The sequence below is a fragment of the Wolbachia endosymbiont (group B) of Pilophorus perplexus genome, from assembly GCF_964028155.1.
Taxonomy (GTDB): domain Bacteria; phylum Pseudomonadota; class Alphaproteobacteria; order Rickettsiales; family Anaplasmataceae; genus Wolbachia.
Window position 1 is genome coordinate 249,724 of sequence record NZ_OZ034754.1, and the last position, 21,737, is coordinate 271,460.

Consider the following 21,737-nt stretch of genomic DNA (forward strand, 5'->3'; position numbering starts at 1 on the left):
ATTCCAACCTCCGTTGTATTGGCCTAGCAATCCCTATTCCAGTTACTATATTGCTGATCGCTTCCCCTTGTACGTGGCTTTCCCACATTCTGAGTACTATCAATCAGTCCGACTTCCCCTGCATCTTCCGCTAGTTCTTGCCTTTGTTGACTTGTTCCAGCGTACCTTTGTAGGAATGCATAGGATCTCCCAAGTTCACTTGAAGTCCATTTCAATACATGGCACGGTCTCAGATCCCGATAGAGTGAGTGATAACTTGCCTTTACGCTATCCTTCATGCTGTCTTCCATGGCCATGAAAATGTCGACCTCTATGTCTTCAGGTATTTCGGAACTCAATCCCTTCACTTTCGTTGTACCCTGCATTGTCCATCCCACTAGCTCTATTACACTCGTTACCTCATGCAACATAGTGGTCTGTTCCAAACTGTTGGCTAGACTTTGTTTGTGTTGGATTTTCACCAACTGTTCTCCAAGCACTTCTTGGCGCACCATTTCATACCTCACAAAATTAGCTTTTCTAGCGCCAGACAAATTTCTTATATTTACCTGCTGCTATTCAAGTCATGTCCTTTTTAGCATGAGAAAGCAAGTCCTTTTCTTTTTATTTCATACACTTTAAACTATTATTAATATAATATATGAGGATCTAAATATAAGTATTTAACTTATTACACATATTACTTGACTATTTTTCCAACTTCTGTGCAAATGTCGATGTTCGTGCCATTTCAGTACTCCCGGGTAAAACACTAAAATGTGCTTTTCTAATTCGTGTATTGAGTCTTTTTGCTCTGAATCATTTTTATAGTAAACATTGTGTTCTGCTATAACGTATCCTACTATTTTCTGGTCAATGAAATTCTTTGTTTGATAAAAATGAGTGACGCTAAACCTTTCTAAAATTGGCTTGTGTTTTAAATTCCAACGTTGCCCTGAAAGTTTATCGTTTCCCAATACAAATTTATTTCCTTCTTCTTCTATTCTACCAACCGGAAAACAGCTATTTATTTCTCCTAATTTCCAGCTATCTGACAGTACAATCTGCGCTTTTGCAAATTTAATCGATGGTAATAAACTCTGTGGTAATGGATATAGTGCTTTTAAGTTGTACCACTGATGACTTCTTTCATAAATGCCTTTATAATCCCTTGTGTGAGTCTCTGTTTCTCCAAGTACTGCTACATCTAGGCGATATATATCATTGCTTAAAGCTCGTTCATAATGATCGCGTAGATAGTTTTCTATAATCCTAATAACTGGACCACTAGACCTGAAAAAATTTACTCTTCCAAACGATAACACTGGTCCATCTTTTTCTATTTTTACCCCTGAATAATCAGAAAGAAGATCTCCAAATAAACTCTCATCCAATATAAATCTCTGCGCATTATAATAATCGTTAAAAATCCTCATCAATCTGGATCTTACAGGCAGTGATAGTTTTGCCAGCTCTACTACTGCATCTACAAAAAAGTCATTTGGCACATCCTTTATTCCAATTTGCAGCTCAAAAAAATGTTTTCCAGGCGGTTCTTCAATAATTGTAATCTCATCTATATTTGCCCATTTTAGAGCTATTTTTAATGATGTTAGCGTTCCTCTAACTCTTTGAAATTTTACTCCTTCTGTTACAGCCTTTTTCTTATCCTTCACCCAGAATAAAATTTCTTCTAATCCATATTCTTCTATTATCCATGGTAATGTTTCTTCTTTCAGGTTGAACTTAAACCCTCTTATACAGCTCGAATCTACTTTATAATCTATTGCTTCAACTATTCTACGTTCTTGTTTTGTTGCATTTGGTGGTAGAAGCATTAGTTTTTACCTATAAATTCAATATTCAAAGTTTTCAATATAGGACATTCATTTCCTCTAATTACAACATCCTCTTTTGGCTCTATTAATTCCACATTTTCTACACCATCTACAAATAGATTCGCTATTATCCATGATTTTGTAACATTCCATCCCAACCTTCTACTTGCTTCAAACTTCTCAATAAACTGCTTCTTGATTTCCTCTTTCGATATCAGAGGACTTATGCTCATTCTGCTGTGAATATCTATTTCCGTAATATTGCAACCAATTACTGTTACTGTATCTGTTAAAACCCTTATATCATCTCTGGTAACCTGCTTTTTTACAATTTCAAGTAGGTCTTCTGGCACTGTGGATAACTCTGTGGATAAAATTGAGATCTCTACACTTCCTGGCACTTTTGACTCAACCAGCGCATCCTTTACTTTTTTATCTGATGACAGTGCATGATATCTATAATATTCCTTACTTCCTCCTGTTGACCACCCCTTTATTTTTGCTTTGATTCTTTTTCTAAATCGTTCGTCCTCTTCTTCTTTCTGCCTCTCCACTCCATAAAACTCAGCTAAGTTATCAAGATCTTCTCCCGTTGCAAATTTAAGTAAATTACTCTCTACTGCTTCATTTATTCTTTCTCTGAGCAAAAGTTCTCTCCACGCTGCTACTTCTAATATCTTCATTGCTGGGTCACTTTCAACTAATGCTGTAAAACTTTCATCTCTATTTACTAACTCTTCCTTCATTCTCGAAAAGATTTCTTCAAAGCTCAGTGGTTCGATAATATTTAGCTGCTGCATCTTTAAACTACAATTCCATCAAAATGAATGTTTTTCCCGCTTGGTAAGTATAATCCTTCTAGGTCAAGCGTTACTTTTCCTTCTTTCACCTCTGTCATTTTTACTTTTTCTAGCTTAAATCTTTCCTCCCACTTTTGTAGAGCTTCTGCTACTGCTGCGTAGATTTCTAAAGTTAAATCTCTATTTATTGGCTTATCTACCAACTCAAATAGTCTTGACCCATAATCTCTCCTCATTATTCTACTGTTAATAGGAGTGGTCAGTATATCAATTATTGATTGTTTCAGATGTTCTATTCCTTCTAATTCTTTTCCTGTTTTAGCATCCATACCCTTCATTTCTATTTTGCAAAAACGCTTTCACTGCCTTTTATTACTTTAAACCCACATGAAACTATATCTCCTACTCTTCCTACACTAAGACCATTTGCAAACACTGTTTTTGATCCTTGAATCATTACTTTTCCTTCACTAAAACTTTCTCCTTGTCTACATATTGACTTACCGTTTACAAAAACATTGTTACTCCCACTAATGCAGAAATGTGGTATAGCTTCTCCACAGTAGTCTCCTAACCTCACTATTCCTTTGTTCAATTTAAGTCGATCCTTTCTGCTTTCAGTTTTATTCCACTTTTTGTCATTTCTATACTTGATCCCCCAGCTTTCAGTGTTATTTTGTCCACTACTTCAATCTCTAAATGATGCTTCTCTTTATCATATAACAGTCTTGTTCCATCCTGAAACTTCACACTATTTATTTCTTTTTTATTCTCTGGTGCAGGGTATTTTTCCTGGTATATCCCTCCTAACACTACTCCTAATGATAATTCACCAAGAGGAGAAAATACCATAACCTGCTCATCAATATCTGGAGGAGACCAATCTCTATCTTTTCCTGCTTTGCTTGTTATCCATGGTAAATAATCTGTTAAAAATTCTCCTATTTTCACTCTTACTTTTGCTTTTTCATAGTCTATTTCTTTAACTAGGCCTATACGAATGATATTCGCTACTTTTCTATTTAGCTCTGAAATTGCAAAACTATGGTCTAACATGCACTTCACCTATCTCAATAACATGTGGCATTATGCCAGTTGACCATACTGATTTACCCGCATGCACTTCATGAGTCCACTCCACTAACCACACTAAATACGCATCCAATTCTGGCCTAAATCCGTCAATTTCTGCAGAGATAAATTCTCCTGGTGAAACACTCTTCACGTTCCAAGTATTTTTATTTACTACTCTTGCTACTTCTGTAGCTAATGTTCTAACAACTACCGAGGAATCCTCGACTGTTCCATCAACTACAACCCTTGCTTCAAATCTTGCTTTTAGCGCTAATTCTTCTGTTCCAGGATCTTTTCCCGATTCTAAACTCACAAGCTCTACAAATACCGCTGGCGCTAATAATTCTTTTCTTATTGCTGGATAAATTTCACATGTCTGTATCGCTGATATTTCTCTCTTCAACGTAGTACAAATTTTATCATGTAAATCTTTCAAATTCATCCTTTATAGCTCAATTCACGTTCAAAAAACTTTGTAAAGACTTTCTCAACCTCATAATTAACAAGATTTCCTATTATCCTTGAAGCCTCAGGTTCGAGTGGCAATTTAACTTCCTTTATTGGCAATGCTGCTCTTCCTTCACGTTTAAAAGCTCCTTTATAACCTCTTGGCATTGTTGCAGTAAATGCTCCTATAAACTCATGATTTCCTGTTTTCGTACCTCTTTTTGTTTCTCTCATACTGCCAATAGATGAAGCCCTTACATCATACAAGTTTGCTCTTATTAAAACCTCTAACCTACCTGCTTTCGCTTTAAAGATTAGCAACCTTTTTCTCATTACCGTTAATTTTATCTTCTTTTCCTCACTGATTTCCTTAGCTGCTTGCGCTTTTAACCATAGTGCCGTTTTGTTTAATGCCTTTACCGTTGCTAATTCTACTTTTCTTCTTTTAGCATTTACACTTTCTATTACCTCAACTTCTATATGAATAGACATTCAGACGCTTTTATTTTCCACGTTATTCCAGACTTGTCTCTAAGTGGCGGTGAGTGTACTTTATATCTTCGATCACCTATAACAAAAACATCTCCTACTATTGGCTGCAGTACATCAAACGCACTTACTTCTAACGCTAAAGTTTCTTCCACAAATTGTCCTTCACCAATCTCGTATAATTTATCTGGCTCTTGCTTTAATACCTGTACCATATATGACTTATCCTTTGATTTATATAAAGCCACTTCTCCTAAATGGGCAAAACAATCTTTAAATAGTCTCTTAATATTCTCTTGCATATTTCTTTTAATATACTAACCTTTATATGCTAAGAAAGCGCATACCGGTAGAGTCGTTCTGTGCCTCACCAACTTGTAATTACTCTACCAGTATGTTACGCTATAGCGACTTTTACTAACACTCCAGGTCTGTGGCACATTGGAAGAGGATTTGACTGCGTATGTAAATCTGTTCCTCTATCAAACCTCCTTGGTTCTTGTTTTGCATAGAGTGGCTGTCCAAGAGTATTTACTGTCTCATTAAAATCTGCTGGTGCAAAATATGTTGTAAATGTGCTTGCTGTTCCTACTGGAAAACAGTGCCCTGTATCTTTCTCAATAAATCTTCTCACCGTTCCTTCAGGGTCAGTTGCTTGTCCTCTATATTCCTCAAATGTTATGCCACAGAACGTAAATCCTGATCTCATATCGTTTCTCAGCGCTGCTCCTTCTTGCCATCTCTCGTATGCTTCTTTCACTTTACTATGCGAAGTCAGTGCATCAAAAAACTCAGGGCTTACCAAGGCATGAATTCCGGTCATATATTCACCACTTAGATTATCTTCTATATGCCGGAGTACTTCCATACACTTACGCTTTACATCAGTTGTTGCAGTTCCTAGTGCAAAATTTACTACTTTTGGTGTTATCTCAAATTCGTTGTACAGATTTAATAATTCTGACCCATCAGCATCTAAAATTATTCCCTTTAAAGCTCCCATACGCAGATGTTCTAGCGTGATTGCATGTTTGTTTCTCATTGTTTGCAAGTGATCTGTAATTACATCGGCAAGCGCTACAAGTTCGTTTTCTGAGCCAAAAGCACGTATTCCTTGAACTTCTTCAGGTAAAACAACATCATCATGAGGAATATGTGGTATTGTAAACGTTCTTACTCTTCTTTTTCCTCTTTTTCCTACTGTTGCTGGTGCTCCTGGAACTTGTGTTGGCAATAGACTTAAAACTCCGTTGTGTTCTTCTATGGTAATATGTCTAAATCTCACTGACCTACTTGGAAACAAATTTAAATTTTCAACACGTCCATAATTTATCGGCAATATATTCATCGCATTTGTTAGTGCCGTCATACTAAATGCTGTATTTGTAAATGGATTTTGCATTTTTTATTTTCCTCCTTTTGTATTTTTAATAGTTTTTTTAAGCTCCCTTGCGGATAATGATCCCTCGTCCTTCAAGTTGCTTTATTGCTGCAGCTTTTTGCTCTTCAGTGATACCTGCTGGCCATACAACTGCATGATCTGCTAGTGTTGCACCACGAGTAATAATTACTGCTTTGGCATTTTCTGTCGCATTTACATCACTTACTATTGCACCTATTGCTGTTTGTGTGCCGTCTGTTCCAGTGGGATTAAGTACTCTAATAAAACCATCTTCCGTCTTTTTGGCAACTACTGCACCAAGCTTAAGATTTTGACCTTTAGCTACTGTTATTTGATCTCTTGAATATAGACTTGATGCCTCATACTTTAATAAGTCACCTAGATTATTTTGTTCAGTTATACATGTCATATTTTCTTTTCTCCTTTTTTTCCCTTTAGTTTACCGCCATGTTTGTAGTTGTTGTACCCGACGGTTATAAAAAAACTTAAATACTTGATTGTGCTCTAGCTTTAGCTACTTGCATCATCAACTCCTCTCCTGAATTCTGTGGTATTGCACTCAGTATCTCTGTCTTCTTCGTTCTCTCTGCAAGTAATTCCATTAAAACTTCCCTGGCTTGCTCAACACTTATGCCCTGCTCAATAAATTCTCCTATCTTTTCTGGCATCTTTGATACATTACATAATCTTATTATCTCTAAAATTTCTCTACGACAGTTCTCGTAGCCTTCCTCAGTTAACTCATTAGTTGTCATACTAACACTCCTATGATTATTGATAAATTCAAAAAATGTTGTAACTCCATCTGCAAGACCTATTTCTACTGCTTTCTCCCCAAAATATAGACCTGCTTCTGTTGATCGAATCTTTTCAATTGAAAGACCTCTGTTCCTTGCTATTAGCTGCACAAACATTTCATATAGTCGGCCTACTTCTTTTTGTAAGCTTTCCAGACTTTCAGACGTCATTGGCTCATGTGGATTTAAATCATTCTTTCTCTTGCCTGCAAAAATAGTTGTGTATTTTATTCCTTGCTTTTCATCAAAACCGCTTTGGTCAATGTGACTTGCAATAACACCTATACTTCCAACACCAGAGGTTCTACACACAAAAACCTTTTCAGCGCTAGAGGCTATAGCGTACGCAGCAGAATATGCATCATCATTTGCTATTGCAATAATTCTCTTTTTTGCTCTTGATTCATAAATAAAATCAGCCAGGTCAAATATACCGTTTACCTCTCCTCCGGGGCTGTCTATTTCCAGTATAATTGTCTCTATGCTACTATCTGCTAATGCTTGTGTAATTTGTTCTTCTATTTGCTCATATGATGTCATTCCCAGAAAGACGTCAAAAGCTCCTGGTTTTTTGGTCAAAATTCCATGTATTGCTATTACTGCTGTTTTTTCTATATTCTGATTTACTGCATGTTTTATATTTTTAAAGATAGGTTGTTTTCCGTTATATAGTGACAACAGGTCAAAGCTTTTTTGCTCTATCATCATCGGCCTACATAGCCAGTTGGTTTGTAAAATTTCCATAAAGTAAACGAGATTTATTTTGTTTGTGTCCTGACATCAGAATCAAAGAAAAGGTTGAGAGAATCAGCTCGCTTTTGATCTTCTGCTATTTCTTGGTCAATTTCTTCTACATCGTAACCCATTTCTGATACTACTTCCGATCGACTCTTAAATCCATTCCTTACTGCCATTTGCTGTGCTTGTTGATCTTTTAAAGGATCCACCCAATCAAATCCCTGTGGTATCCATTTTACTTCTTCTTTCGCTGCTTTTACTACTTTTTCATCTATACAGAGTTCTCCAGAAAGCACTGCTAACTCTAGCCATCTATTCCATACTGGTCTGCAAAACTGGAATACCATAATGTTATGTTGCAGCATAGCGCATCGACGACGAAACTCTATCAGTCCAGCTCTGATTGATGAATAATTAACGCCTGTTAAATCTCCTGTTAGTTGCTCATATGTTATTCCTGTACCTATTGCTATTGCCCTCAGTTGCTGTCTCATGAATGCTTCATAACTTCCTCCAACATCTGACGGCTCTGAAAATTTTATGTCTTCTCCTGGGTCTAAAAGCTGCATTGTTCCAGGTTCTAGGCCAGATAATGCTACTCCTTGCTCACTTGCTTCACCTTCTCCCATGATATTTGCTTCTGGATCGAGTCTTGTAATAAATCCAGCAAACATTGCTGCAGTTTTCTTTCTCACCAGCTCTGCATCATCATATTGATCAAGCTCATAAAGCTTTAGCAGTATATTAGAAAGCCATGGCTCTCCCCTAATTTGCCCAGGTCTTAATGGTCTATAAATATGTAAAACATCATTTGCTGGTACTCTCACTGATTCTCCAAATGAGCCTTCTCCTGGATGTTCTCTAAATAAGTAATATGCTTCTCTTTGCCCAAGTCTATTGAACTCAATCCCGTTTCTTATTACATTACCATTTCCTAAAGTTTGATTTGTTTTATTATCTAAATGTTCAGACTCAAGTACTTGCAGTTGTAATGGCACAGAAAATCTATCTTCCAGCTTTCTCGTTCTTAAACGTACAAAACATTCTCCTCCCTCTATCATACTTCTGCATACTAGAGCTTGTAATCCATAAAAATCACTTATTCCACAGCTATCTGCTTCGTCTGTCCATTTTAGCCATAATTCTTGTACTTTCTTTCGAAATTCTCCATCTTTTGATTGTGGTTTTATTCCTGTTCCAATAGAGTTACTTACTATTGTATCAATTATATTTGCAGCGTAAGGATTTTTTCTCACCATATCACGTGATCTACTACGTAAAGTTTCAAGGCTTTGAGACAGCAAATTGTTTATACTTCCTAACTCTGGTTGAAAGTGAAAAAATCTTCTTCCTGAGCCTGCTGCATCCCATGCAGAACTTTTGATTTTTGGCTTACTAAATAGTTGTTTGAACGATTTTAATAGCATTTTGCCTCTTTGATTATGCAGCAGTTTGTTGCGCAATTTGACATTAAAAAATTACAGCAAGCTGCTGGAGAGTCTGGCTGTTAACACTTTATAAATTATGCATGAGGCTCTTGCACAAATACCAACGCTTATTCTGGGCTGCGTTCATAAATGTCCTTCCGATGTCCCATTGCAGTAATAGTTACTGTGTGTTTTGAGTAATTTATCCTATAAATTACACGATAATCACTTACTCGTATCCTAAAATACCCTTTGAATTCATGCGATAATGCTTTACCTATTGCTTTAGGGTTGGTTGCAAGACGACTATCTACAGCTCTTCTCACTCTAGATCTTATCGTTGGTGGTAATGCAAGAAAGTCTTCCTCAAGAACTTTTTTTGAATAGATAATATCGTATCTCAGCTTGTATCTCCACCTTTAGACTGTTTTTGCAGATAATATTCTATTCCAATCTACATCCTCACTTCTAATTTCTTCATCACCTCTAGCATCACGCTCAAGAGAAAGCTTAGCCAACTTTATATCTACTTCATCTATTTCATCATCTTCTTCAGATAATTTACTTGCTTCAATTTCTTCTTCCACTAGGTCCTTTACAACCTCTTCTATAGTTCTATTTTGAACTTTTGCCATTTCTATAAGGTAGTGAGCAAATTCCCCCTCAAAATTTACATTAACATTAAGCCTTTCTTGACTTTGATCCATATTTTAACTAGAAAATACCAATTTTAAACTATAACATTTTTACACAATTTTGTCAATTCCCTTACTTGTCGCAATCACAATTCTTCTCTTCGGTCTCACACCTGCAACTTTCAGTTCAGCCTTAATACGTTGCCGTAGATTCAGCAGGTCATTTATCTGAACTTCAGCATATCTCACTACATGGTCACCATATGCAATTGATACTACTCGCTCTCCGTTTTGCAGCTTCTTTATCGCTTCTTCGACTTGACTTAAATATTCCTGATTGTACATTTTACTTCTCATTCAACCATTTACTTCTTCTTACTTTTTTTACCCTTTTAGCTTTTTTATCTGCTAAATTTTCCCATTTACTCTCTGGCCAACGATCGATTCCAAGCGCAATAGATGCTGCTCTTGCATAAATCCTACAGTCTAATACTTCATTTCTTTCTCTTACCTTTTGCCACTCTTGTTTGGTGTATCCTTTTACTACTTTGCTGACTAATTGCTCTGCCGTTAGCTGCTTAAAATACTCAGGTGCATACTCGGGAAAATGACAATACCCTGGCGGTGTTTCTTCACCTTCTTTTAAAATATTAAGTAATTGAAAAAGCTCTGACTTTAATATCGATACTCCTACTGGCCAGAGCTTTATTCCTCTTTTTAGCTTTTGGCCACCAACTGTTATATCTACTCTACTTGGGCTGCTAAGTGGTACTAGAGCTTTATTTACACCTTTCACTGCCATTACTCTTCCAGAGCCTTGATGACCTCTTACCCAATTGTATACTTCTTGTGTCGCATACCCAGCATCAACCGCCATCATACTTATCATGTATTCAAGCCCATTTTCACCGATAAAATGATGATTTAACAGCTCTGAAAGCTTTTTCCATACTTCTCCACTTCCTGTATCTCCTTCAAATACTCGGTAGTCTATTGACCAACTTTCACGGCTTTTTCCCCATGCTACAACTTCTACTTCTAACCGATCTTTTTGGACATCTACTCCTGCTGTCAAAACCACTTCTCTCCTAGGTACTGTGCCTACGGGAAAAAATTCTCTCCTGTTAAATAATTGCTTCCAGTCCGGTACTTCTCCTTTATCTACCCAGGTTTCTCCAAGCGTGGTATTTATCCAAACTTTCAGTAATTGTTCACTTTCCTTTGCATGGAGAAAGTCCTCTACTGCTTGTTGCCAACTATACCAGCCAACTGGACTATAAAGACTTGAAAGATGAAATCCTTTTTTCTCACCTTCTTTTGCCTCTGTAGCTCTCCATTCTCCACGTTCTAGCATCTCTGTCTTTTGATGATTTTCTATTTTGCCGCTACATTCAGTGCAGACATAATGTGCTGTTCTTGAGTCGTTATTTTCCCATTTTATTTGTGACCATTTTAGAACTTGATAGTAATTACAATGCGGACATGGTACAAAAAAATATCTCTTATCTGTTGCTTCAAACTCCTTCTCAATTCTGCTTATTCCATGAATCGTTGGTGTTGATACTAAAAAAATCTTTCGACGTGCAAATGTATTAGTTCGAGCAATACTGAGCAGTACTGGATCACCTTCTCCTCCTGAATCTCCTGGATAGGCATCTATTTCATCAAGAAAGAGATATTTTACTGGCATGGATCTAAGTCCTACACTGCTATTCGCTCCAGTTATTACTACTATTCCACCTGGAAACTCCTTACTTTGTACAGTATTGCCTGAGTCTCTTGATCTTGGGTCTTTTACTTTACTCTTTAAACATGGTGTACTCTCTATCAACGGTGCAAATCTTCCCTTTGACCAACGCTTTCCCATTTCAACTGTTGGCTGTACTACTAGCATTGGCCCTGGTGTTTGATCGATAATATAGCCAATCCAATTATTTCCTGCTTCTGTTCCCCCAATCTGCGCTCCTTTCATGAATACTACTTTTTCTGTTGGTGAGGACGGAGAAAGTGAATCCATGATTTCTTTTAAATAAGGAGTTCTTTCCGTTCTCCATTTTCCTGGCTCTGATGCTGCAGTTGGTGCTAAAACTCGATACTCATTCGCCCACTCTGATACTTTAAGCTCTGGATCTGGTTTTAAACCTTCAGAAAAAGATGTGGCGTATATCATTGTCTGCATCTACTCATAATTGGTTCTATCTCAATATTGTTAACAGTAGAGTTTATTCCTCCACACTCCTCCAGTTCCATAAACATCTTTTTCTGAAATTCGTTTTCTATATATCTTTTGCTCATCTCACTTATGATTAGTGCTATAATAAGCGCAAATATCCCTGTTATTGTTGCAAAAATGATTGCACTACTTATTGTTGTTGCTGTTAACCCTATATATACCGATATTGCTACTGCACTTACTGAGGTAAAAATACAGATCACATTATTGTATTTTCTTACTTTTGCATCTCTATATTCTATACATCTATAATAAACTGGTACAGACTTGCCTATCTCATCTGGTAATTTGATACTCTTTTCTTTAAATAAAGTTTTTAGCAATTCTAAATTATTTGACTTGATTGCTGAGTGCAGAACAGGTGTATAGTTTGCTCCTTTTTTCAGTAGTAATTTTACTACATGTAAATGTCCTTTTTCTGCAGCAAGGTAAATCGGTGATAGACCTTTATTGTTTGAAATATCAATATCAATTTCTTCTTTTAAAATAGACTCTACAAGCTCAATTTCTCCTCTTTGTGCAGCTAAATGTAGTAGACTATTCTTTTCAGAACCGTATTTATTACTCATCAAAGCCTTTTTTATCTCAGGTTTAGCGTAGTCAAATGGTGTCTTACCGTTATCGTCTTTTACCAATGGATCTATATCTTCTCGCGTTAGTAAGACCTCTATTGTTTTAAGTCTTTCAGCGTAATGTAGTGGTGTTCTATTTTCGTAGTCTTGCAAATTTACTTGAGCATTAGGTTCCTTTATTAAGCATTTGAGGATATCAAGACATAAGTCTCTTTCATCGTAATTAGTATTACTTACAGCTATATGAATAGGTGATAATTTCATTGAATTTTGTCCTACACGTGCGCTATTTACATCTGCTCCTAGCTCCAGTAATAATTTTACTATCTCTAATTTTTTGTTGTTAACTGCATAGTGCATCGGTGTCTGATTTCGTGCATCAAAAACCTCGATTTCAGCATTTCCTTCTCTTATCAAAATCTTTACAACTTCTGCATGTCCTATTCCTGCTGCTAGATGTAATGGAGTATGGTGCAGAGCATTTCGTACATTAACGTCAATACCTTTTCTGATCAAATATCTAACTGCATTAACTTCACCTATCATTGCAGCTAAATGAAGTAAGTTATCTTGTTCTGATCCGTATTTGTTATTAATTAGCGCTTTTAATATTTCTGCTTTTTTCCCTTCTTTAGCGTAATCAAGAGATGTTTTGCCTTCATTGTCCTCAACAAAAGGATTGATATTCTTTTTTGTGAGTAGCAGATCCACCATGCTTAATTCATCAAACTCTATAGCGCAATGTAGTGGTGTCTTTCCATTTAATCCTCTAACATTAACATCTAATCCAGGTTGATTAATGAGGCACTTTATTAATTCTAAACTTAAGTGAGCAGACATTTTATATTTAAAATTTAGTGTTAGATAATTCTTCAAGCGAGTTTGTAATTTCTTCAGTTAGAGTCATATGAATCTTTTCAGCTTCACTCAGTGATGCAAGAAGTGCTGAAACTCTGTCGGGAATATTCATAAGATTGTTTCTTACAACTCTTGCGGTATTAAATGCATCGCGCTTTACTTCTTCAATTGGTACTAATTCTCCAATTTCAGCTTTAGCTTTGGCTTCTAGTAATTTTCCTCGCTCTATTTCATTTTTAATACGAGTTTTAAGAAGCATGGTGGAAAGTTCATTGCCAGCAACTTCACCTTTTCTCCTAAGTGGCTGACTTGGATCACGAATTGTCATAAGTGCTTCATTTGCTTGTTTTCTATCAATAAGACCATCTTTTAGCTGTACAATTCCTTGTTTTACTAAATAACAGACGTATTGCTTGGAAAACCCTTGTTCTTTTGCCCATTCTGTTTGTGTTATTAATTTCACTTTTTTTGCTCCTTTTTTTCTTCTTGAATCTCTTGAAAAGTTTTACCAGCACCAGAAAGAATTGCCTCCCTGCCTGTATACACTTGCCAACGCTTTATCGTTACATCTACAAACTTTGAATCTAGCTCTATTGTCCTACAAATTCTTCCTGTTCTCTCGCATGCAATCAGTGTACTTCCAGAACCGCTAAATGGATCAAGTACTATGTCTCCTGATCTGCTGCTGTTTACTATTGCTCTCTCCATTAGCTCTACTGGCTTCATCGTTGGATGTAGTGAGTTGTGTGTTGGCTTATCATAAAACCAGAGGTCACTTTGATTTCTACCTCCATACCACTCACGTTTATTGCCACTTTTCCATCCATAAAGCATTGCTTCGTATTGTCTTTGATAATCAGATCTGCCTAGTGTAAAGTGATTCTTCGCCCAAATGATAAAAGTTGACCATTTTCCTCCCGCTTCCTCAAATGCTTTTTGCAACGTTGAAAACTCTGATGATGATGCACAGATGTAAATTGCACCTTTAGTATATGCTAAAATATGAGTACAAATATCATAGAGAAAAAGCTCATACTTTTCACCTTGATTATCGTTTAGTATTTTTTTATCTTCTCTTTCCTGACTGCTACCGTAATCAACGTTATATGGAGGATCACAAACAGTAATGTCTGCCATTTTATCATCTAACAGCGCTTTATATGATTCAACTACAGAGCTATCACCACAATAGATTCGATGATCACCTAAAATCCATAGATCACCTGGTTTTGTTATTTCTACCTTTTTGTCATCAACAACTAAGTCAGAAAGATCTTCTTTTTCACCATCAAAATCATCGAGAAACCGTTGAACTTTTTCCAATTCAAATCCAGTCATTTTAAGGTCAAACTGCAAATCTTCTAGCTCTTGAATTTCTACTTTCAAAAGCTCATCATCCCACTTTGCCCAATTAGCTGATTGATTTGCCAGTAATCGAAAAGCTTTAGTTTGTGGTTCATTTAAATTATCACTTAAAACCACTGGAATACTCTCCATACCAAGCTTTCTTGCTGCTTTAAGTCTTAAATGACCATCAACCACAGTACCATCGCTTTTTGCAACTATTGGAATACGAAAGCCAAATTCCCTAATTGAAGCACACATTCTATTTACTACGTCATCATTTTTACGAGGATTACGCTTATATTCGACGAGGTTTTCAACAGGATAGTAGTGGATTGCTAAATTCATATAATTTAAATTCTTAATAATTAAAAAGTTAATATTTAAAATATGTCTGACGCTAAAGAAGGCCTGAGGTCAGCACCACCAAAACCGCCAGTATGGCCGAAAGGACCCACTTTTTATGGATTTTTCGTCTTATTAATATCTTTACTGAAATTCATAACATAGAACATTAATGCGTTCGGTAGAAGCTGTAGCTTTACTCCTCTCGTTTGAGTTTTATTACTACAACTCCCCCTAAAGAACCGTGCTTGCAGATTTCCCGCACACGGCTCATCAATATTAGTTTTCACAGTCGTCCCTCTTATGCATATAAAGAAAAATGTATTTTTGGCTTTGGTAATGGATTTACTTCTACGTAGTGTACAAACTGTTCCCAGGTCATACTCTTTTTCTGACTACGCCGATTTATCCATTTAAATGCTAGCTTTCTTACTGATGTGTAAAATTGTTTCAAACACCAATAATTTCCGCTAATACCAAAGTAGTTATAGTGTCCTGTTAATTTAGCCTTCAGTACTTGCCACCAAGCTTTAAGTCGAATACTTCCGCGGACTATTTTCAACCACTCCTTGATTTCTTTTAGTTTTCTGGCTAGATTTAACTTTGAGGTTTTATGTCCCATTATTAATCTACCACGACGACTTTTTGCACCATAGTGCGTAAACCCCAGAAAATTGAAACTTTCCGTCCTTCGTTTCTCTCTTATCGCTTGTTGCCACTCCCTCTTGCCAAACTTTACTACTCTGGTCTTGTTTTCAGATACTTCCAACCCAAATTTATTTAGCCTTTGTTTCAGTAATTCCAGAAATTCTTCCGCGTCTACCTTACTTTCGCAACAAACCACAAAATCGTCGCAAAACCTTATTAGTTGTATATATCCTCTGGATCTTGGTTTAAATTTCTTTTCTATCCATAAATCCAACACATAATGTAAGTATATATTTGCTAATACAGGACTTACTATACCACCTTGGGGTGTACCTTGTTTTGTTGCTTCATAATTTCCAGCTTCGACTATCCCTGCCTTGAGAAACCGCTTTACTAACCACCGCAAATTTGGGTCAGTTATTCGTTCCCTTAGACATCTCATTAGCCATTTATGCTGTATATTATCGTAGAACTTCTTGATATCCACTTCTACAATGTAGTTTATTGGCTTGTACATAACTGCTTTATCTAGTGCATTTACCGCTTGATGACAGTTTCTTCCAGGTCGAAATCCATATGAGCTGTCCAGAAAGTTTGCCTCGTAAATATTTTCTAGTATCTTCTTCAGCATAATCTGTACTAATTTATCCTCGGTCGATGGTATTCCGAGTCCGCGTTTCTCTTTACTTCCAGCTTTCGGTATATATACCCTCTTTACTGGTTGTGGTTGATATTGCTTCCTCTTCATACTTTCTACTAGCACTTCGAGTTTCTCATTCAGATTTTCTCCGTATGATTCCACTGTTATCTGGTCTACTCCACAAGCCTTGTTACGCTTCAGTTCTTTATAACATCTCGCAAGATTCTCTGTATTTATCAGATGGACTAACGATGTGAATTTTAGTCGCTTATCTTGCTTTGCTCTTACTGCTATCTGGTTTAGTTTATTTTGCATGTTATTCCAACCTCCGTTGTATTGGCCTAGCAATCCCTATTCCAGTTACTATATTGCTGATCGCTTCCCCTTGTACGTGGCTTTCCCACATTCTGAGTACTATCAATCAGTCCGACTTCCCCTGCATCTTCCGCTAGTTCTTGCCTTTGTTGACTTGTTCCAGCGTACCTTTGTAGGAATGCATAGGATCTCCCAAGTTCACTTGAAGTCCATTTCAATACATGGCACGGTCTCAGATCCCGATAGAGTGAGTGATAACTTGCCTTTACGCTATCCTTCATGCTGTCTTCCATGGCCATGAAAATGTCGACCTCTATGTCTTCAGGTATTTCGGAACTCAATCCCTTCACTTTCGTTGTACCCTGCATTGTCCATCCCACTAGCTCTATTACACTCGTTACCTCATGCAACATAGTGGTCTGTTCCAAACTGTTGGCTAGACTTTGTTTGTGTTGGATTTTCACCAACTGTTCTCCAAGCACTTCTTGGCGCACCAAAGCATCCCCCTCATTATCATCTTTAGGCAAAACCCCTTTTTCCTTTACAGCTTCAATAACTTCACTCTTACTTGCATTACCTTTACCTGCTATAAAGCGTTTTATAGTTTTTACAGGAACACCTTTGTATGGCACATGATGTTCTTCACACCAAGCAGACAGAACTGCGAGAAAACCACCGTAGCAATGCGCCGCCTAAATGTCTTCTTACTTCCTCAAAATACACTGCTTCAATGTTTGAGAACTTTTCCTTCATTTCATTTAGCCAGCTACGAAACTTTAAAAATAGCATGCCACCTCCACTGAAACGACTACCATGAAAACTTTTGCTTCCACTTTCAATTACTCCATCTGTAAGAATTGCCCAGCCTGTTTGCTTGCCGAGGTCGAGTGTTAAAATTGACATATTCATTATTTAAAACTATGAGTGGCACCGATTCCCAAAATATCGTTTGGTTCCTGCAAAGTACACCAGCAATTCATAGGTTTTTGTAGTCCAACAATATGTGCTACTGCAGAAAGTTGTTTTCTTGTTATATATATTCACCAAAATTACGAAAACTGTTCAATTTTTTTATTTGCAAAGTACAAAAATCGTGTTAGACTTATATACAGGTTTGTTCTATAGTAGTAAGGCTACTGACAATGTCATTTAATTAAGTTTTAAAGTGTGTTATATGCGTTCTTTAGTGAAGTGCTGTTGTATAACCCCATAAAGTCACATCTAGCTTTAAAACGAAGTTTTTATCTCATCTAAAAAAATACAAATTCTCAAGCTCACCAAATTTCCTTTCTACTAAATGTTTGTTAGTGGTAGGATTGACATTTTCTTGAAGCTCTCGTACTTAAAGCGCATCTACCTCGTTGAAACAATGCCCTTCTATTATATATATACCGGATTTCTTACTACTTTTTCCGGAGATTTTTCAAAAAAGTTTAAATAAATTTCAAAATTGTCAGAACTAGTTAATTAAATTCATTAAAATAGTTGTTATAATAATAAGAGTTCTTTATATTTTAACTTTAAATAGAGATAAGCAAAAGAAAGGAAGGAGAAGAAACCTGCTAGAATATCCTTACAAGGCCTCCTATTGCTTTAACTACAAATAACTCTATAAATAGCATTTAAACTCATTTAAAGGATAGTGCTTTTTTGTCCCCTCCCTTTTTTTGTATCTTTTTAAGTAGCTCTTAATTTCTACGAACACCAACAGCACTCCTACCACATGAAAAAAATCTTTGCAATAAATAAAAGATATGATAAAATTAAACGTGTATTTTTGCTAAGAAGAGATTTATTGTGGTAGGAGATGCTTAGTAATGCCATTTATTTCAATTTTAAGCTATGTTACAAGCGTTCTTTGACTAAGGGGGTAATTCTCTTCATCTAGGTCATGAGTAGCTTTAAAAACGCGGTTAAAACGACTTTTATATTTCGGTTAAAAATTAAAATGGACGGTATATTAGCCTTTTTGAAAATCATTTCAGTTGAGCAGACGGCCGCCGGGTTAAGATTTATATTATAATAAACTTATTACAGTTCATGTTTTTTTGCTTAACTTGTTATTTAAAAGTTAAAAAAGTAATAAGTTAAACATTTAAGCGCGTTAATAATATTTAGGTAGGTATTATGAAAGGTACATATCCTATATGTTCTATTATTATATATTATTATTTATTATATATATAATATATAAGGTTTTACCTGAAACTGGGCTACACTCAAAAACCCGCTATAATCCTAGCTTTTAAAGCAATTAAGAAGTTTTTTTGAATTTCAAACTTAAATTACTCTTAATCCTTTAATATAGCCGGGTTTTTTCCTTTTAGGAGATTTCATTTCCCAATCTAAAATGGCTTAAACTGCCAAAAATCTATGTAATCTCGAATCTAAAGTGCTTAATTCACAAATAATTATTATGAATAGTTTTACTAATACAGCATTTTTATGGCTACTTCTTATAGACGGAAAATCTCTCCCCTGGGTATATTGTAAACACGTTAAGCTCTATTAAAGTTTAATAGAAAAATCGTAATGAAAAAAATTTTAGAGCAAATCATATTTCAGACTGCATTTCTAGTATATATCGTTTAGATAAAGAGATCATTTAGCGGGGTATGAAAGCTAATAGAAAGCGGAGTTGTGCAAAATTCTTAAAATAAAGTGAACAGTTTTTAGAATTTTGTTGAACTTACTATAGTAGGACCTCGCAAACCTGGTCTTCTGAATTGCAAATATTTGGAGTAAATATGGACAGTGTCAACTTACGCTTGAAAAAAAAACTTTCATCACTTCCGGAAAAAACTACAACAAACCCGGTATATCTATAGTAAAGGGCCATGAAAATATAAGGTGCCTCTACTATTAACTCATGTTAAACCCATATCCAATGCTAGATAAAATAAAACTAACCATTTTAACCTATATAGCAGAAAGGTGACACTGTCAAGAATTATAAACGATAAAAACGAAGATTTTTTTGACAGACAATACCTAAAGTAAGGGTAAGTCAATTTTTTGATATGGATAAAACCATTGAGACATGAGTTGCTATTTATTTAACGTTTTTAAAAAGGTAATAAATATGTACACTTCATACGATAAACACATTCTATTCGAAAGAACAGCAAAAGCAAAGGAAGGACTTATTTCGAGCATAGACTCATGCCTATCTTACTTATTTCCTGCTGGTTTTTTTCGTAATGATCAATTCTTTATTGGCAACATAAGAGGAGATAAAGGTAAAAGCTTAGTAGTAGAAACAAGAGGAGAAAAAGCCGGATTATGGGTTGATTTTGCCACGAGCGATGGTGGTGATATATTTGACCTCTGGCGGGATGTTTCTGGCAAGACGAAGTTTCTTGATACCATAGAAGATATAGAAAAATGGCTTGGCTATTCAACACCTCAACGTGACAGAGAAATTTCAGAGCAATGCTGGGATTACCATGATGAAAATAATCAAGTAATAGCTAAAATATATCGTTATGATAACACTTTAGGAGAGAAACGTTACAGTTGTTTTGATACAAAAAAATCAACCAATACTGCACCGGACCCAAGACCTTTATATAATATTCCAGGTATAATTAAATCTGACAAAATTGTTTTCGTTGAAGGTGAAAAATGTGCTGAAAGTTTAATCAGTAAGGGTATCATAGCCACAACAATGATGTTTGGAGCAAATTCACCTGTAAATAAAACAGATTGGGCTCCGCTAAAAGGTAAACACATAACCATATGGCCAGACAACGATAGTTCAGGTCAGAAATATGCTGAAAATGTTGCAAAGAAGCTTTTAGATATAGGTGTTGCATCGCTTTCTATTCTTAAAATTCCACAAGATAAACCAAAAGCTTGGGATGCTGCTGATTGTATTCAAGAAGGAGTAGACGTCGAAAGATTTTTAACCTCAACTGTTTCTCTCCCATATACAAAAAACGTTACTTCATTTCCTGTATTGCAGTACCTAAATGACAAATCACCAATGCCAGAAGACATAATTGCTCCTAGAGTTTTAACTCCCAGTGGTCTTTTAGTTTTTGCTGGTGCGCCTAAAGTGGGAAAAAGTGACTTTCTTATTTCTTGGCTTTTTCATATGGCATCTGGAACTCCATTTTTTGATATGGTGCCAAAAAGGCCCTTAAGAATCTTCTACCTTCAGACTGAAATCGGTTACCACTATATGCGTGAACGGCTGCAACAGATGAAATTTAGTGAAGAGCTTATTAAACTTGCTGCAAACAATTTAGTTATTACACCACAGACTAAGCTGCTTTTAAATGAAAATAGCATTAAAGATATCGTAACTGAAGCAGAAAGAAACTTTGACCTAAACACCATCGATATCATAGCGGTAGATCCATTGCGTAACGTTTTTGATGCTGATGAATACGGTAACGAAAATGATAATAATGCAATGCTCTTCTTTTTGCAAGAGAGAATCGAAAAGCTACGTTCTCTGATCAATCCTAATGCTGGAGTTATTCTTGTGCACCATACAAAGAAAATGCAAAAGAAACTATTAGAAGAAGATCCATTTCAAAGTTTTAGTGGCGCTAGCAGCTTAAGAGGATTCTATACCACTGGAATGATCATGTTTAGGCCTGATGAGAAGAGCAGCTATCGTCAACTGATGTTTGAGTTACGTAATGGAAATTCTGTTATGCCAAAATTTGTTGATAAAATTAATGGTCACTGGTATGAAGTTGATGCTGAGTCACAAAGGTTAATAAATAAAGACTATGGTGAAAAACTAGATGCCGAACGTTCTCGTAGATATGACATCATCTTGGACTTAATATTTGCAGAAGGACGTAAGGGTCATGTTTATACAATTAATCAGTTTTGTCAGGCATTTGAAAATAAAGAAGGTCTTGGCAGTACGCATTCTATACGTGATCGTCTCGATGTTCTTGCTACCAAAGGCTACGTTAAATTCAACAAAGAAGGCAAAAACGCTGCAAGAAACAAATACGGAGTACTTTGCGTTGAAGGTATGGAATTTGGGCAAAAAATATTTGATCCAGAGAAGAACAAAAAGGTTACAGTCTATCACAGATTACTACCCACACACTACAAATCACCGCATTATGGCAGCGTAATTCCTGTAGAAAATCCAAATACTTGGGTTTATCACAATTAAACTATTAACATTT

Annotated in this window: 23 protein-coding genes and 1 pseudogene; 1 reads left to right on the forward strand and 23 read right to left on the reverse strand. The window is 36.0% G+C overall.

The window, feature by feature from the left end; all coding sequences use genetic code 11:
- Nucleotides 1–23: 23 nt before the first annotated feature.
- The 23 genes and pseudogenes from ABWU28_RS01440 to ABWU28_RS01550 all read right to left on the reverse strand — a co-directional run.
- Nucleotides 24–410: a hypothetical protein gene (locus ABWU28_RS01440; RefSeq protein ID WP_353274937.1), complete on the reverse strand. Its 387-nt coding sequence runs from the start codon at nt 408–410 to the stop codon at nt 24–26.
- A 252-nt stretch (nt 411–662) separates the two neighbouring features.
- The gene (locus tag ABWU28_RS01445) at nt 663–1,817 is read right to left on the reverse strand and encodes a phage tail protein (RefSeq protein ID WP_353275403.1); all 1,155 of its coding nucleotides are present in this window, start codon (nt 1,815–1,817) and stop codon (nt 663–665) included.
- Complete coding sequence (locus ABWU28_RS01450; RefSeq protein WP_353275405.1) at nt 1,817–2,617, reverse strand: baseplate J/gp47 family protein; 801 nt, start codon at nt 2,615–2,617, stop codon at nt 1,817–1,819. Before ABWU28_RS01450 ends, ABWU28_RS01445 begins: the two co-directional genes overlap by 1 nt.
- Before the next feature lie 2 nt (nt 2,618–2,619).
- Complete coding sequence (locus ABWU28_RS01455) at nt 2,620–2,955, reverse strand: GPW/gp25 family protein (protein ID WP_353275406.1); 336 nt, start codon at nt 2,953–2,955, stop codon at nt 2,620–2,622.
- 2 nt (nt 2,956–2,957) lie between these two features.
- Nucleotides 2,958–3,212 (reverse strand): PAAR domain-containing protein, encoded by a 255-nt coding sequence (locus ABWU28_RS01460; RefSeq protein ID WP_012481797.1) that lies wholly within the window; start codon nt 3,210–3,212, stop codon nt 2,958–2,960.
- Complete coding sequence (locus ABWU28_RS01465; RefSeq protein ID WP_353275408.1) at nt 3,209–3,673, reverse strand: phage baseplate assembly protein V; 465 nt, start codon at nt 3,671–3,673, stop codon at nt 3,209–3,211. The genes ABWU28_RS01460 and ABWU28_RS01465 overlap by 4 nt, the downstream gene beginning before the upstream one ends.
- On the reverse strand, nt 3,660–4,133 hold the full coding sequence (locus ABWU28_RS01470; RefSeq protein WP_353275410.1) for a hypothetical protein: 474 nt from the start codon (nt 4,131–4,133) through the stop codon (nt 3,660–3,662). The genes ABWU28_RS01465 and ABWU28_RS01470 overlap by 14 nt, the downstream gene beginning before the upstream one ends.
- Nucleotides 4,130–4,630: a phage tail protein gene (locus ABWU28_RS01475; RefSeq protein WP_353275412.1), complete on the reverse strand. Its 501-nt coding sequence runs from the start codon at nt 4,628–4,630 to the stop codon at nt 4,130–4,132. Before ABWU28_RS01475 ends, ABWU28_RS01470 begins: the two co-directional genes overlap by 4 nt.
- Nucleotides 4,615–4,929: a hypothetical protein gene (locus ABWU28_RS01480; protein WP_353275414.1), complete on the reverse strand. Its 315-nt coding sequence runs from the start codon at nt 4,927–4,929 to the stop codon at nt 4,615–4,617. The genes ABWU28_RS01475 and ABWU28_RS01480 overlap by 16 nt, the downstream gene beginning before the upstream one ends.
- Before the next feature lie 95 nt (nt 4,930–5,024).
- Nucleotides 5,025–6,029 (reverse strand): major capsid protein, encoded by a 1,005-nt coding sequence (locus tag ABWU28_RS01485; protein ID WP_353275416.1) that lies wholly within the window; start codon nt 6,027–6,029, stop codon nt 5,025–5,027.
- 37 nt (nt 6,030–6,066) lie between these two features.
- Nucleotides 6,067–6,438 carry a head decoration protein gene (locus ABWU28_RS01490; protein WP_353275418.1) on the reverse strand — a complete coding sequence of 124 codons (372 nt, stop codon included), beginning with the start codon at nt 6,436–6,438 and terminating at the stop codon, nt 6,067–6,069.
- Between the two features lie 76 nt (nt 6,439–6,514).
- Nucleotides 6,515–7,570: a S49 family peptidase gene (locus ABWU28_RS01495; RefSeq protein WP_353275420.1), complete on the reverse strand. Its 1,056-nt coding sequence runs from the start codon at nt 7,568–7,570 to the stop codon at nt 6,515–6,517.
- Nucleotides 7,571–7,584: 14 nt separating this feature from the next.
- The gene (locus tag ABWU28_RS01500; protein WP_353275422.1) at nt 7,585–8,991 is read right to left on the reverse strand and encodes a phage portal protein; all 1,407 of its coding nucleotides are present in this window, start codon (nt 8,989–8,991) and stop codon (nt 7,585–7,587) included.
- A 128-nt stretch (nt 8,992–9,119) separates the two neighbouring features.
- Complete coding sequence (locus ABWU28_RS01505; RefSeq protein WP_237350101.1) at nt 9,120–9,317, reverse strand: type II toxin-antitoxin system RelE family toxin; 198 nt, start codon at nt 9,315–9,317, stop codon at nt 9,120–9,122.
- 93 nt (nt 9,318–9,410) lie between these two features.
- Nucleotides 9,411–9,698, reverse strand: coding sequence for a hypothetical protein (locus ABWU28_RS01510; RefSeq protein WP_143688829.1), 288 nt, complete (start codon nt 9,696–9,698; stop codon nt 9,411–9,413).
- Between the two features lie 39 nt (nt 9,699–9,737).
- A complete protein-coding gene (locus ABWU28_RS01515; RefSeq protein ID WP_341815820.1) occupies nt 9,738–9,971 on the reverse strand; it encodes a gpW family head-tail joining protein in 234 nt (77 codons plus the stop codon).
- 1 nt (nt 9,972) lies between these two features.
- Complete coding sequence (locus ABWU28_RS01520) at nt 9,973–11,796, reverse strand: phage terminase large subunit family protein (protein ID WP_353275424.1); 1,824 nt, start codon at nt 11,794–11,796, stop codon at nt 9,973–9,975.
- Nucleotides 11,793–13,271 (reverse strand): ankyrin repeat domain-containing protein, encoded by a 1,479-nt coding sequence (locus ABWU28_RS01525; RefSeq protein WP_353275426.1) that lies wholly within the window; start codon nt 13,269–13,271, stop codon nt 11,793–11,795. The genes ABWU28_RS01520 and ABWU28_RS01525 overlap by 4 nt, the downstream gene beginning before the upstream one ends.
- 7 nt (nt 13,272–13,278) lie before the next feature.
- Nucleotides 13,279–13,752, reverse strand: coding sequence for a hypothetical protein (locus ABWU28_RS01530; RefSeq protein WP_353275428.1), 474 nt, complete (start codon nt 13,750–13,752; stop codon nt 13,279–13,281).
- Nucleotides 13,749–14,981, reverse strand: coding sequence for a DNA modification methylase (locus ABWU28_RS01535; protein ID WP_353275430.1), 1,233 nt, complete (start codon nt 14,979–14,981; stop codon nt 13,749–13,751). Before ABWU28_RS01535 ends, ABWU28_RS01530 begins: the two co-directional genes overlap by 4 nt.
- 113 nt (nt 14,982–15,094) lie before the next feature.
- The gene (locus ABWU28_RS01540) at nt 15,095–15,268 is read right to left on the reverse strand and encodes a hypothetical protein (protein ID WP_353275431.1); all 174 of its coding nucleotides are present in this window, start codon (nt 15,266–15,268) and stop codon (nt 15,095–15,097) included.
- An 11-nt stretch (nt 15,269–15,279) separates the two neighbouring features.
- Nucleotides 15,280–16,581 carry a group II intron reverse transcriptase/maturase gene (gene ltrA, locus ABWU28_RS01545; RefSeq protein WP_353274935.1) on the reverse strand — a complete coding sequence of 434 codons (1,302 nt, stop codon included), beginning with the start codon at nt 16,579–16,581 and terminating at the stop codon, nt 15,280–15,282.
- Nucleotides 16,582–17,075: 494 nt separating this feature from the next.
- Nucleotides 17,076–17,484 (reverse strand): annotated as a pseudogene (locus ABWU28_RS01550) (Holliday junction resolvase); the annotation flags it as partial.
- A 2,179-nt stretch (nt 17,485–19,663) separates the two neighbouring features.
- Here ABWU28_RS01550 and ABWU28_RS01555 point away from each other — a divergent pair.
- Nucleotides 19,664–21,724, forward strand: a complete 2,061-nt coding sequence (locus ABWU28_RS01555) for an AAA family ATPase (RefSeq protein WP_353275433.1) — start codon at nt 19,664–19,666, stop codon at nt 21,722–21,724.
- The last annotated feature ends 13 nt before the right edge of the window (nt 21,725–21,737 follow it).

What these genes read in the sequence shown, in the direction of transcription:
- ABWU28_RS01525 (WP_353275426.1), bottom strand. Translation starts at nt 13,271, where the DNA reads ATGTCTGCTCACTTAAGTTTAGAATTAATAAAGTGCCTCATTAATCAA.
- ABWU28_RS01480 (WP_353275414.1), bottom strand. Translation starts at nt 4,929, where the DNA reads ATGCAAGAGAATATTAAGAGACTATTTAAAGATTGTTTTGCCCATTTA.
- ABWU28_RS01455 (WP_353275406.1), bottom strand. Translation starts at nt 2,955, where the DNA reads ATGAAGGGTATGGATGCTAAAACAGGAAAAGAATTAGAAGGAATAGAA.
- ABWU28_RS01520 (WP_353275424.1), bottom strand. Translation starts at nt 11,796, where the DNA reads ATGATATACGCCACATCTTTTTCTGAAGGTTTAAAACCAGATCCAGAG.
- ABWU28_RS01470 (WP_353275410.1), bottom strand. Translation starts at nt 4,133, where the DNA reads ATGAATTTGAAAGATTTACATGATAAAATTTGTACTACGTTGAAGAGA.
- ABWU28_RS01555 (WP_353275433.1), top strand. Translation starts at nt 19,664, where the DNA reads ATGTACACTTCATACGATAAACACATTCTATTCGAAAGAACAGCAAAA.
- ABWU28_RS01465 (WP_353275408.1), bottom strand. Translation starts at nt 3,673, where the DNA reads ATGTTAGACCATAGTTTTGCAATTTCAGAGCTAAATAGAAAAGTAGCG.
- ABWU28_RS01515 (WP_341815820.1), bottom strand. Translation starts at nt 9,971, where the DNA reads ATGTACAATCAGGAATATTTAAGTCAAGTCGAAGAAGCGATAAAGAAG.
- ltrA (WP_353274935.1), bottom strand. Translation starts at nt 16,581, where the DNA reads ATGCAAAATAAACTAAACCAGATAGCAGTAAGAGCAAAGCAAGATAAG.
- ABWU28_RS01485 (WP_353275416.1), bottom strand. Translation starts at nt 6,029, where the DNA reads ATGCAAAATCCATTTACAAATACAGCATTTAGTATGACGGCACTAACA.
- ABWU28_RS01475 (WP_353275412.1), bottom strand. Translation starts at nt 4,630, where the DNA reads ATGTCTATTCATATAGAAGTTGAGGTAATAGAAAGTGTAAATGCTAAA.
- ABWU28_RS01495 (WP_353275420.1), bottom strand. Translation starts at nt 7,570, where the DNA reads ATGGAAATTTTACAAACCAACTGGCTATGTAGGCCGATGATGATAGAG.
- ABWU28_RS01445 (WP_353275403.1), bottom strand. Translation starts at nt 1,817, where the DNA reads ATGCTTCTACCACCAAATGCAACAAAACAAGAACGTAGAATAGTTGAA.
- ABWU28_RS01510 (WP_143688829.1), bottom strand. Translation starts at nt 9,698, where the DNA reads ATGGATCAAAGTCAAGAAAGGCTTAATGTTAATGTAAATTTTGAGGGG.
- ABWU28_RS01535 (WP_353275430.1), bottom strand. Translation starts at nt 14,981, where the DNA reads ATGAATTTAGCAATCCACTACTATCCTGTTGAAAACCTCGTCGAATAT.
- ABWU28_RS01450 (WP_353275405.1), bottom strand. Translation starts at nt 2,617, where the DNA reads ATGCAGCAGCTAAATATTATCGAACCACTGAGCTTTGAAGAAATCTTT.
- ABWU28_RS01440 (WP_353274937.1), bottom strand. Translation starts at nt 410, where the DNA reads ATGTTGCATGAGGTAACGAGTGTAATAGAGCTAGTGGGATGGACAATG.
- ABWU28_RS01500 (WP_353275422.1), bottom strand. Translation starts at nt 8,991, where the DNA reads ATGCTATTAAAATCGTTCAAACAACTATTTAGTAAGCCAAAAATCAAA.
- ABWU28_RS01490 (WP_353275418.1), bottom strand. Translation starts at nt 6,438, where the DNA reads ATGACATGTATAACTGAACAAAATAATCTAGGTGACTTATTAAAGTAT.